The sequence below is a fragment of the Moritella sp. 28 genome (assembly GCF_018219435.1).
Lineage (GTDB): Bacteria > Pseudomonadota > Gammaproteobacteria > Enterobacterales > Moritellaceae > Moritella.
In genome coordinates this window covers 2,266,481-2,278,723 of record NZ_CP056121.1, presented here as the reverse complement: position 1 = coordinate 2,278,723, position 12,243 = coordinate 2,266,481, and the positions used below count along the sequence as shown (strand labels likewise).

Annotated in this window: 13 protein-coding genes; 6 read left to right on the top strand and 7 right to left on the bottom strand. The window is 38.6% G+C overall.

From position 1 onward, the window contains the following. Positions 1–203 precede the first annotated feature (203 nt). Positions 204–962, bottom strand: coding sequence for a helix-turn-helix transcriptional regulator (locus HWV02_RS10190; protein ID WP_211690398.1), 759 nt, complete (start codon positions 960–962; stop codon positions 204–206). A gap of 125 nt (positions 963–1,087) precedes the next feature. On the opposite strand from HWV02_RS10190, the gene HWV02_RS10185 reads away from it, so the two are divergent. After that, complete coding sequence (locus HWV02_RS10185; protein WP_211690397.1) at positions 1,088–1,969, top strand: hypothetical protein; 882 nt, start codon at positions 1,088–1,090, stop codon at positions 1,967–1,969. Between the two features lie 30 nt (positions 1,970–1,999). Here HWV02_RS10185 and HWV02_RS10180 read toward each other — a convergent pair whose 3' ends face one another. Then, positions 2,000–3,124 (bottom strand): DNA alkylation repair protein, encoded by a 1,125-nt coding sequence (locus HWV02_RS10180; protein WP_211690396.1) that lies wholly within the window; start codon positions 3,122–3,124, stop codon positions 2,000–2,002. A gap of 128 nt (positions 3,125–3,252) precedes the next feature. Continuing rightward, complete coding sequence (locus HWV02_RS10175) at positions 3,253–3,666, bottom strand: RidA family protein (protein ID WP_211690395.1); 414 nt, start codon at positions 3,664–3,666, stop codon at positions 3,253–3,255. Between the two features lie 285 nt (positions 3,667–3,951). Between HWV02_RS10175 and HWV02_RS10170 the strand changes: the two genes are divergently transcribed. Both HWV02_RS10170 and HWV02_RS10165 read left to right on the top strand, forming a co-directional pair. After that, entirely contained in the window at positions 3,952–4,272 is a 321-nt protein-coding gene (locus HWV02_RS10170) for a hypothetical protein (protein WP_211690394.1), read from the top strand. A 155-nt stretch (positions 4,273–4,427) separates the two neighbouring features. Further along, a complete protein-coding gene (locus HWV02_RS10165) occupies positions 4,428–4,877 on the top strand; it encodes an SMI1/KNR4 family protein (RefSeq protein WP_211675221.1) in 450 nt (149 codons plus the stop codon). A gap of 66 nt (positions 4,878–4,943) precedes the next feature. On the opposite strand, the gene HWV02_RS10160 is transcribed toward HWV02_RS10165, so the two are convergent. After that, complete coding sequence (locus HWV02_RS10160) at positions 4,944–6,143, bottom strand: hypothetical protein (protein WP_255550650.1); 1,200 nt, start codon at positions 6,141–6,143, stop codon at positions 4,944–4,946. A gap of 427 nt (positions 6,144–6,570) precedes the next feature. Here HWV02_RS10160 and HWV02_RS10155 point away from each other — a divergent pair, with 427 nt between their 5' ends. Next, positions 6,571–7,431: a winged helix-turn-helix domain-containing protein gene (locus tag HWV02_RS10155; protein ID WP_211690393.1), complete on the top strand. Its 861-nt coding sequence runs from the start codon at positions 6,571–6,573 to the stop codon at positions 7,429–7,431. A 31-nt stretch (positions 7,432–7,462) separates the two neighbouring features. After that, positions 7,463–7,903, top strand: a complete 441-nt coding sequence (locus HWV02_RS10150; protein WP_255550649.1) for a hypothetical protein — start codon at positions 7,463–7,465, stop codon at positions 7,901–7,903. Positions 7,904–7,989: 86 nt separating this feature from the next. Here HWV02_RS10150 and HWV02_RS10145 read toward each other — a convergent pair whose 3' ends face one another. After that, on the bottom strand, positions 7,990–8,619 hold the full coding sequence (locus tag HWV02_RS10145; RefSeq protein WP_211679534.1) for a LysE family translocator: 630 nt from the start codon (positions 8,617–8,619) through the stop codon (positions 7,990–7,992). A 288-nt stretch (positions 8,620–8,907) separates the two neighbouring features. Beyond that, the gene (locus tag HWV02_RS10140) at positions 8,908–9,498 is read right to left on the bottom strand and encodes a helix-turn-helix domain-containing protein (RefSeq protein ID WP_211690391.1); all 591 of its coding nucleotides are present in this window, start codon (positions 9,496–9,498) and stop codon (positions 8,908–8,910) included. 144 nt (positions 9,499–9,642) lie between these two features. On the opposite strand from HWV02_RS10140, the gene HWV02_RS10135 reads away from it, so the two are divergent. Continuing rightward, positions 9,643–10,251: a LysE family translocator gene (locus tag HWV02_RS10135; RefSeq protein ID WP_211690390.1), complete on the top strand. Its 609-nt coding sequence runs from the start codon at positions 9,643–9,645 to the stop codon at positions 10,249–10,251. A gap of 208 nt (positions 10,252–10,459) precedes the next feature. On the opposite strand, the gene HWV02_RS10130 is transcribed toward HWV02_RS10135, so the two are convergent. Then, positions 10,460–12,217, bottom strand: coding sequence for a hemopexin repeat-containing protein (locus HWV02_RS10130; RefSeq protein WP_211690389.1), 1,758 nt, complete (start codon positions 12,215–12,217; stop codon positions 10,460–10,462). Positions 12,218–12,243 lie beyond the last annotated feature (26 nt).

Below are 12,243 nucleotides of genomic sequence, written 5' to 3'. Positions count from 1 at the left end.
CACCATCAAACTTATGTGAATAAAAAATCAAATTAATATAAACGCATTATCAAATAGAACACACATTATCAACCGTGCTAAAAAACCAACAAAACAATGTTTTGATACTATCAACGTGACTTGGTGATACGAATGTGCTGACTCGCAATGCGAAATAGATTTAATAGATAGATTATTTCAATATAGGGGACATTCGATACGCGCTAATTTTTAAATCCTGGTACTTTAAAGTAATTCGCAAGATCAAAAGGCGTTGTTGTCGCTACCATCTTAAACGGTTGAAGCTCTTCTGCAGGATAGAACATTTGATCGAGTGTCGCTTGCTGCTGAAAACGAAAGTACAGATTATCAACTTCCTGATAGAACTGCTTACTGCTAGACGCACTCAATAATCGACTAGCAGAGTAAAAGGGATAATTACTGCCGGTATGTGCAGTGATGGCTTCCTTGATAAAACGTTGATTTACCCTAACTAAAGTACTGTGCATCGGTCCATCAGACCGCCATTTAATCGGTCTGTTTACCACAAAGTAAAAGTGATTACCCTGCCCTAATCGAATCAAAGACAGTTTTTCTAATTCACGTAAGTACAGATATATATCTGTCTGCAGTAAGTCATTCTGCTTCGCGATTACTTTTAAATCAAAGTCACTTATCAATAACATAAAAAATGACATTAATCCGTTATTTGCCACCAGCGCAGATTCTATTTCAATAGGTAATACAGTTGGTTCTGTTGGGCTGTTAGTCGACAGTTCGACTAAGTCACCAAAGTTAACCCCAATCGCTTTGCAAATATCCATTAACCGACTTAACTTACAATCCTGATCTTTAAATAACCGCTTAATCGTGGGTTCTGACGTATTCATTAGTTCAGCAAGGTCACGATAACGTAGTCCTTGTGACTTTAAAACCTGTTTAAGCGTACTGAATAGCCCAGTACGTTGTCGTTGTTCATCCATGATCTGATCCTAAAGTTAAAAATAAGTATCAATTCCTAATACTCAACTAAGCACACATTGAATTGTGCTCAACTATTGATAACCTAATTGGCGTGCTTAATCAACAAACTAAAGGGAATTGAACCATGAGCCAATGGAATAAAATAAAGAAAACAGCATTAACCCTCACCGTTATTACAACAGCAATCACGAGCTACGCCGCAAATGCTAAACAGCCTGAGTGGACAATAAACAACTTAGACCAACCGGAGTCGGTAGTCGCCAGTACTGATGGACAATTTATCTATATTAGTAATATTAATGGTCAGCCAATGGAGCTTAATGGCCAAGGTTACATCAGCATCGCCAATGTAAACGGAAGAATGGTTGACCAACATTGGCTTAAAGGATTAGACGCGCCAAAAGGATTAGCGGTATCCGGTCAGTATTTATATATCGCAGACATGCAGAAACTCGTCAAGGTAAACACCAGTACAGGTAAGATAGAGGATAGCTATACAGCACCAAACGCTAAAATGCTTAACGATGTAACAGCGACAACTGACGGTACGATTTATGTTAGCGACTTGCTCGAAGGCACTATTCATCGACTCAAAAATGGTAAGTTTGAAGCTTGGTTCAAAAGCACTGCATTACCCCATCCTAATGGCTTATATGCACAGCAAGGTGAACTGTTAGTGGGCAGTTGGGGTAAAGGCATGAACAGCGACTTTTCGACCGCCGAACTTGGTTCACTATTACAATTAAACATTGTAGAACAACAGTTATCGACAGTGCCGACTGGATATAAACTCGGAAATCTCGATGGGGTCATAGTGACAGAGGATGATTCGATCTATGTCAGTGACTGGCTTTCTGGTGAACTGTTTAAACTGCAAGGAAAAGAACGTAAATTGGTATTAAGTTTAAAACCGGGCTTGGCAGATATCGGTGCAAGCAAGCAATACTTATTCGCCCCTATGATGATGGATAATGAAGTTAGCGCATGGAAATTCAGTGACTTTTAGTCATGAGCATCCACTCGCTTATTAAAACGATCAACTTGTTAATTCAAAGCTATACAACGCCTCTTTTTCAGTACTGATCTTGCTTTCCTGGCCATTAATAATAATGGCCAGTTTATGCATGCCTAAATGAAACACACGGGTACTGATCACTTTAAAGCTTTGATGACGCGTTATCTGTTCTTCTGTATTCCCTGCAATAACGCGTTCAGTGATTTTAAATACTTTTCGAGCCAATGTTCCATTCTTTTTAAGATAATACAGCCCGTATTCCAAACGTAATTTTTGTGGAGAACCGCTCGTGTTATCAATCGTGAAGTTAAACGTCAGCTTGCCCCCTACTTTTACAACCGGTGTCGTGATCGACATTTCAGTAAGCGTGATTAGGTCTTGTTGAAAGCCAAACAGTGCCATGATCTCTGGCTGAGCTTGCTTGAGTAAAGTACGACACGCATGTTTGACAAGTTTATCTGTCAGTGCGTTATCTCCTAACCACAGCGTTGCTACATGCACTACTACATTGCTGTTATCTTTAGCAATGTCATTGAGATTATTCGCTACACTGCGCCTCACAACTTCACAGTCATCGTATTTCAATGCTGTTAAAATGGGTAACAAAGGCGTCGGATCTTTTTTAAATGCTGGCAATGCCATCGCCCAAGGTAATCTCGGTCGTGAACCTTCGCTGGCTAAGCGGCGTACATGGCGACTCTCGTGTGTAGTCCACGCCTGCAGCTGCACTAACATTTTAGCAGGATAACGTATAATGAAAGGTCTAACAGCAAATTCACAGCTGGTGTATTGGGTTACATATTCAAAGCAATCGACAGCACTGTCGTAATAGTCCAATCCATATGTCTCGATATAATCAGGCAAACACATATATTCAATACTGCGTTCTTTAATCCCCTGTCCACGCAGTTCATCAATAATGCGTTTGAGAGTTACAACAGCAGAGCTAAAATCTTCAGGCATAAAATGATCTAAGACTTCCGCCGTATGATGCATACGCTGCTTTAGTTCATAATCAGCAAAGCGTTCATTAAAGATCATTTGGTTAAATTTAATGGAATCAAAGTCAGGTAATACCTTAATTAACACACCCGAAAATTGCTCATAAAATGCAGGGCAATAAACGTCCTTAAATAACTCAGCCATAAGTAAATTCTCATCCTAATGGTAATCAATGCGGCGATTGATAAAACTGTATGGATAAAACTATATAGCAAGAGTGGATTAATTTAAATGATTTGGGCTAGTGTGATAACTAAAATCTCCAACTAGCATTACCTTGCTAGGATCATTTCATATTCAACCATCATATCGGCCATACCTAAGCGTTGAACATAACGTAATGTACCAGTGGCAGGTTTAACTTCTACATCAATCAAAAATTCTTCCCATACTGCCGCGATTTCACCAAATTGCTCTCCACTGACTTCATTAACGAATGTCCAATCAGTGCGCACGATATCATCGATGCTGAATCCTGCCTCTTCTAGAAAGTCCTTCATTTGTGCAAGAATAAGTCGTGTCTGTGCAACTGGATCACCTGGATGTTGAGTTATAAATTGCGGGTTACAATCGGCATGACCCGTGACAAAAAATATCTCCTTGAAGTCACTCAATTTCAACCCCCAACTGAAAGCATTACGCATGTCAGGTAAATTTTTGTTATGAAATCCTTGTTTATTCGCCATGGTATTTTCCCTTATGTTTTATCCGTTTAGTCCTTGCAGACCCGATAACGCTACTTTGCCAAAACTAATACATATAGTCTAATTGATGATTTATATAGTATTCATTGATAATATGAATGTGATTGAGAAATACGCCTATCATCCCATATAAAATAATCTATGTTTGGCCTACTGTTCGAGTTAATACCGCAACGGCGTTTACTGCAAAATGATGTTATTCTGTATACGAGGCATGCAATAAGTATAAATATGGCATTTTAAAATATATCTTGATGATAGAAGAACATGACGGAGCAACAATTGATCACGAGTGAATATGTAACAAAGAAACCAGATGATACCTTACTAACCTTGAAAGTTTGTATTGGCACTCCAGAACCTGATGGTGCAGATTACCGCTGTAAGGTTGAAATTACAGCGCTGTCATTTTGTGAATATGTCTATGGCATTGATGCTCTGCAGTCGCTCTGCTTGGTTGTTCAATGCTTAAAATACGTTTTTGAGCCATTAGTCCGAAAGGGATGGACGTTTTATTTACCTCAAGACTTAGAGTATGAATTAGACATATTATCAGTCTACTTTCCAACGCAATCTACAGCGAGCTAATCGCTACTTAGCAATACTTTCTGACAAATAATAAATACATCAATAATAAATTGAATCATCTGCTCATCATGTGTATCTTGTTTTCATTATAAAATTAAGACGAATTTAATCGTAATCACGGTAATAGTCCGTTAGCGATTTTGGAGTACTTTGAAATGAATAGCATTGATACATTTGTAAAAAACTGGGGCAGTAAAAACGCCATGGTACCAATCAATACTCAGGATATTACAGAGCTTGAATCAAAGTTGAAGGGAATTTTACCGGACTCATATAAATATTTAATCTCTACCTATGGCTTGGTTCACACGCCAAATGTATTAACTAAAATTTGTGATTTGAATTCCGATATTTCTGAAGTACAAGATTTTTTAAGCCTGGAAGATGTCGCTTCGCTATCACAGCTATATGAAATGAGCGGCATGCCAAAGGGGCATATTTTGTTTGCGTCAGATTGTAAGGGCAACATGTTTTGTTTCAAACTTAGCGATTGTGCAAGTCAACAAACAGATGTGCCGGTATGGTTTTTTAACTATGGTGCTTGCAGTGTTACGCAAGTATCTAATTCTTTCACCGAATGGCTCGATGAGTTCAACGAGCTTTAAGATGTCCTACAATAAAGTGAGTAATATCTATCAATATTGATAGATATTACCTCCAAAAATTTGGATTTACAATTTTTCAATCGCATCATTAAACTTCAAGCTTTCTATTTTTTGAAGCGTTACCTTTCCATCACCACTATCTCTATGATCTTCAACTAAATATGAGTTACCACTTAATTTAGTTATTGTATAATTGCCTACATCACCAGAAAATATAACGGTATTACTACCTGAATTCCCTGTAATGTTATTGTCGAGTTCATTCACAACAACATTCGTGTTTTTATTACCCGTTAAACTAACGTCTTTTAAGTATCGAGAATGGTTTGTGTACGGCTTTAACTCATTATACCTAAGACTGAATGTCCCATCGAAACTTTCATCTATTCGAGCATTGTAAGTTAAATAAGGGTGGAAAAAATCCCCTATTAAAGCAGCACCTAAAGGATCTTTTGTTTTAATATCGGCTCTTGTTTTTGCTAGATATATTCCCCACATTCCTCCACTGTTCAAGTCTTTCTGTTTCCAAGCGCCCCATAAACCATAATAAGAGTCGATAGCAGCTGCAAAATACTCCTGAGATAAACTATTTTCAGCTGTAAGTTCTACAATCCAATCTTTATTGTCATTGCCCAAACCCCATATACGACCTGTCATAGCCCCGACTTGCGCGCTTCGAATATCGCTTTGATATGCAGGTAGTGAACCTATAAACCCTTCATTTTGGTCAACACCAATACCAGTGTCATGAACCAGATGCAAAATTTCTTCAAATGTTGCATCTCGGTGTTTATAATCTTGCTTGATATACCACTCATCTCCTTCAACTTGTATCTCATTTTGATAGAGCGGTTGACCATCTAATTCAGCTGCCGGATTCTTCCCATCATCACTTCCATTTAGTAATAGTAACGTCGCACCATTCCCTGCCATTTTATTAGCAACCGAAGACTTATCACTCCCATACTTAGATGAAGTATAATTCGTTAAATAATGAGCTAGAACCGAACGAGCTCTGACTATTTGGTTATTGCTTAACTGATCTTGAGCAATAATATGTATTGCCTGTCCATTTGGTGTAATTACAGCAGTATATCGGTCAAACCTAAGCGCTTTCGTATATTTATCTGAAAGCGCTTTAGGTACTGATGAAATACCAACGACTGTCACTGTTGATGAAGTAGAAGTAGAAGTAGAACTAGAGTTACAGCCAACTAATAAAGAAGTAATAATCATTGCGGCTATATACGATTTTTTTATTGCCATAAGGTGTTCTCGTTCATGTAAATATTAGAAATGAAAGTATCAAAAATAAAATAGGAATGCTTTATTAGATCTCTCAATTTTACACACGCATACATACCTTATACACTCTCTTACATACCATAATTGAGCAAGTAAATGGATTTTTAATCCGTTAATTAAAAGCTATACAGTGCCCCTTGGTCAGGACTAACCTCGCTTTCTTGGCCATGAATAATAATGGCCAATTTATGTATGCCTAAATTAAATATCAAAACTATATTAATTAAACTTTAAATTTATCAAAAAATTCTCAAACTCATGATTTTTAGGGTTTATGCTTTCAATTTATCGCTCTCTGTAATAGTCTATGCCCACTCTATATCTACACCTTAATTCACATGAAAAATTAAGTTATACTTTTTATGATAAATAACATATCGGCGTGTCTATGTATAAAGTAAAGCAGTGGGTTCTTATTTCAGATTACTCCATGTTGAAAAACACAATCACAGATGAAGAAAAACGCATAGGGAGCCACGACTTTTTAGTCTTGCTTCTATTATGTGAAAATTCGGGAAATATTGTACATAAACACAAATTATTAGAATATGCTTGGGCTGGAAAGCATGTATCTGAAGGTTCAGTAGCACAAGCTATTAGTAATATACGCAATGTGATTGACGATAATGGTAAAGATCAAAAACATCTAAAAACTATCCCCAAAATAGGTTATAAGCTAGACAGCTGTGTCGTTGAGATCATAGATGATCCTACTTTTGATCGTACTCTAATCGAAGAAAAAGCTGAGGGTAAAATATTATCCCCTGATACAAGTGAGCAAGAAAAGAATACTCACGATGCCTCTATCCCAGCTCAAAAGGATATGGCTAACCATTCAATAGACAATAAATATAGTTGGCTACACTCATGGCAATTTATTAGTGGTGTTATTTGTCTGCTTATTGCTTTCATTTATCCATCGATAAGAAAGCATGACATCAATACTCCTGATACCACATCGATAATCGTTCCAGAAACGATAACAGATAGTGCCAGCCTCACCATGTTTTGGGATAACAAAGAGCGAGGGGAAATAGTTTCACTACGCTTACTTCCCTATATAGAGGCATTACAGAAAACGCATCCCCCTATTAGATTGGTTATTATGCACGTAGAAAACACACTTTCTCTCGTTATATTAAAAGAGTCTCTCAAACCAATCAATGTCATTTTCATGTTAAATAGTGGTGATGATGTAGAATTAATAACTCAGTTAATCAAGGACGAAATTCAATATCATGAACATTAGGACCGCATTTTTTTGTTTTGGCTTCATTATTATGGTGACGTCCATTATTGTCAGCCTAAAAACAGGCCCTAAGGCAGCAATTAATGGAGCAATGTTCATCCACTCTTCTGATGGATCTTACAATGCAACACGTCATTTTGAAATGTTTGTGAAAAAGCATAGCTTTGAGTCCAATGTCATATTTACGGAGACAGGACTGAAAAATATCATTGAGGCTAAAAGTACTGGAGAAATAAATAAAAATGCACCGGGTCAATACACAATAACTCTCTTTAATGAAACAGAGAATCGAGCATACATCAAAGATTACAACAAGATCCCTTTATATAATGAGTATATCAGTGCTAACCGTAAATTAGCTGACTATCAAAAAATCCAATTAGTTGAAGAGTTAAACAATGATTATATGATCGTCGCTACTAATGGATGGGCTCCCCACATGATAGCGATTCAAGTGGTGGTAAAGGAGTGATCGTTAAAAACATACCGAATTCTTTCAGTGAATAGCTGAAAGAATTCAACAAATTTTAAGTTAACAAAAATAAAGAAAAGAGAAAATCACACCCTAGTACTGGCTAAACTCACGCCAAAACTAACAAAGAGTCCACCGCTAACATAGTTTAACCACTTCGCTATTTTAGGTGTTGTCAGCAACGCTTTAAGCTTCGTAGCAAAAATTATGACCACAAGGAACCAGCTAGCCACAACCAACGCCTGAACAAGCCCTAGCATCATGCTTTGTTCTAAAATATGTTGTGGCGAAATAAATTGGGGGAAGATAGACAAATAGAACAACACAATCTTGGGATTGAGTAAATTGGTTAACAATCCTTTTGTAAAGCTACTAAGTAAAGACGGATTAATCGCGCGTTTATTCGGATCTAATGTTAACTCAGACAGCTTTAGGCCGTTTTTGATATTACTCACGCCTAGCCACAGTAAATAACCGACCCCTAACCATTTAAAGAGATTAAAAGCCACAGCAGACTGTGACAGTAACAGGCTTAACCCTTGCGCTGATACAAAGGCATGAATCAGAAAACCGAAACCGACACCGACTATATTAACGAACGCAAATCGCTTACCTTGAGCCAATGAGGTATACAAAATGAGTAATGCATTGGGGCCAGGGATAATAGCCAATAAAAAAACAATGCCAGCAAAGGCCATCAAGGTATGAATCGTCATATTTAAATCCCAATAAAAGTCTCGGCAACATGCCAAACAAGCTTTGTAAAAGCGTATTATAGCGAGATTAATCGTTCAATAGCCAATTCCTCTTACCTGAACCAACTCGCATTCTATAGACACCTAGGCTATGCATTGATTGAAAAACCTAACATTCCTCTGTTTCACCCTTGCTTTGTCACATCAAATCGCCTTATTTTTCGGCTAAAGTGTTGCAACTGATATGACCTTACGTATAACGTTATTGACAATAAGTGAATGAACTAACTAAGTATCCCATCCTATTGGTCATCGGTGTTCCGAAATCAACATGGCACAAGTACTTTCGTCTAATGCTTCAAACATATGCGGCAAGTCGCCGGGATAGGTAATATAGTCCCCTTCAGTCAGAACGTAAGCGTCTGATTTTAAACCTACTCTGGCACGTCCTTTCGTTATAATCACGTGTTCTATGACTCCAGGATTGTGCGGTTTTGAATAGAAAGGTTCACCTAGACTCACTTCAATCCAGTATATGTCACGACTTACATTGGCCGGACACGAGGAAAGCAAAGTAGCTTGGTAGTCTTTACACTTAGAAAATACGGATTCACCTTCACCATAGCGAATGACTTTCGTCTTTGGTGTTGGTGATTCGATCAGACGTGAAAAAGGGATATCCAGCACCACACAAATGGACCATAGGGTTTCAATACTAGGGTTACCTACTCCATTTTCTAATTGAGATAAAGTTGATTTGGCTATGCTTGCACGTCGAGCTGTTTCCGCAATGCTTAGTCCTGAGCGCTGTCTTTCTACGCTAAGTGTCGCTGCAATTTGCTCAATAGGTGGTTTATTCTTTGTCATGACGGTTGATGTATCTCCTCGGTGAATCCTCACCGTTCATTATAAAAAACGATAGACTTGTTTGACAAACGAACTTTTCATGTTCATTATAAAAAACACTCGTTCAATATATCATATAAAACGAGTGGGTTTAAATACAGTGTTGCAATTACATGGAAGTATCAGAAGGAGTTAAGTTTGGAATACTTATTGTCTGTGGCATTATTTGCCATCACATCTTCGATAACACCGGGCCCGAATAACATCATGGTGATGACATCAGGGCTAAATTTCGGTATACGAAGAAGCCTGCCCTTACTGACAGGGATATGCGTTGGTTTTGCGGTGATGCTTTTACTCGTCGGACTCGGTTTTGGTCAACTGTTTATTTTATTTCCCCATTTGGATTTGGCCATAAAAACGATAGGTACCGTATACTTACTTTATTTGGCGTGGCAAATTGCCAAAGCGACTGACGTTGGGTCAGCCGACCAGCAAGCGAAGCCGTTTGGGTTTATAAAAGGAGCCTTGTTTCAATGGGTGAATGCTAAAGCCTGGGTGGTGGCCATTGGTGCTATGTCTGCGTTTACCACAGTAGGAGACAGCTTTTTATCGCAGAATGTGACCATCGCGTCTACCTTTTTTATCGCTTCTTTCCCGTGTGTTGGTATTTGGCTAATATTCGGAACCTGGCTACATGAATGTCTTGAAAATAGGGTTTATCAGCGCTGGTTCAATATGATTATGGCCATTTTGTTGGTAGGCTCTATGCTGCCCGTTGTCACGGATATTTGGCACCAACTCTAATTTGTGAAGGTATCAATTTGATCAAATCACGGACTAATAAAGCAAGCGGAAGAGCCTAATACGTCTATATATCGACTTAGCATAGTTTCTGTAATGCGAATAATAGGCACTGAATCTTAAGCTCTAACACGGTTTTGTCCAATAACGGCTTAGCGAATATAAAAACAACCAAAACAGCATCTCGTTTTGGTTGTTAAGTTAGGCCCTATTACATCCCTAACAAACCTGGCCATGTACTATCATTGTTCGGTTTAGGGTAACCACTATCAGCACGATCACGCGTTATACTATAGCGAATATAACGTTGACCATCCAAGAAGAAATATGCTCGGGTATCATCCCAATAAATGGCAGCCGTAATCTGTTGTGCATAAGCCCCCAGACCAGGCCAAGTTGAATCATTTATCGGTTTTGGATAACCACTGTCAACGCTATCGTTAACTAAGTCATAACGTAGATAATTTCCATCATCAAGGAAGAAATAAACTTTATTACCTTTCCAGCGTAATGTGGCAACGATGTTGTCAGCATATGCTTCAAGCCCTGACCACGTGGTCGCGTCAACCGCTTTCGGATAACCGTCTCTCACTGAGTCTGTATTAAGGTCGTAAGATAAATATTGTCCATCGTGAGTAAAGAAGTAAGCCGTGTCACTGTCTTTATGGAAACTGGCGACAAGGTTTTCACGATAAGCACCAAGACCAGGCCAATTACTCTCATTCACCGCGCGCGGGTAACCATCTGCTGCTTTATCCAATACTTTGTTATAACGCACATATTGCGTATCACTGCGGAAGAAATAGCCTCGCGATAAGCTCCAACTTAGCCCAGCATTAACATCCATCACATTATTTCGAAAAGCGACTGGATTAGCGTTACTCGAAAGAACATAATCTACTGTACCCAACCGAGTATTCGCATTGTCTTGCCACGAATTATTTTGCGCAGGCAATACATCAACCAAAATATCATTACGATAAATGTGAATATCATCGTCACTCTCATTTATCCACTGTAAATAACCATCAGTACTTACCACTAATTTTCGAACACCTAACTCACCGATAAGTGATGGACCATCCAGTTTCCATTCTTGCTCAACCTTAATTCCCAAGTGGGTTAATAAAGTCGGTACAATCGACGTTTGTGCCGCGTAACCATAAAGTCCTGAAAAATCATTATTTGCACCAACCGATTTCTCGGTAAGCTCAGCATTAACGGGTTCATTACTGCCGATAAAGATGGTTTTTTGATTCAGCTTCTGCGCACCATGACCACAACCTAAGCTGTCACGACCATGATCTGTCGTTACCATTAGCAGCCAATTATCGCCACTTTGTTTTTCAGCCGATTCAATTGCGTCTAGGATTTCACCCAATTGCTGATCAGCAGTAATAATACTCTTGTTATAAGCGCTACCAAAACACGTACTGTGCCCATGATGGTCAGGATCATCTAAGTGTGCAAATACAAAATCAGTGCCTTTATTTATTTCACTAATTGTCGCGGACGTTACATCCGCATCACTAATGCCACTTTCGACCCGCTCAACATTAGTAATATCTTGAGTGAAAAACTGCGTATTAATCGGAGACCAATGCACTAATGACGCTTGAGTTAATATCGGGTTCGCATCATTAATGCGTTTAAAAATACTGGGGAAATCGGCATTAGCCAAACCTGCACTGTTAGTATCAACGTTATGTTTATTAACCCAAACACCCGTTAAAATTGTCGCCCAGCCAGGTCCACTTGATGTTAACTGCTCATTGTCATAACCTTTCATACCACCCGTATACGCTTTGTTTATATTTAAGCGATCAAAGTTTGGGGTATTTAAAACTTGTACTTTTTCCCATTGCACCCCATCAATACCCAATAACACGGCTTTATTGGCCGCTAATACAGAGGGTACTTGCATCCCTACCCCAACAGTTAATAACGCCATTATCATCGTCTTCTTCATGGTCATCTCCTTGTCGACTTCACAAA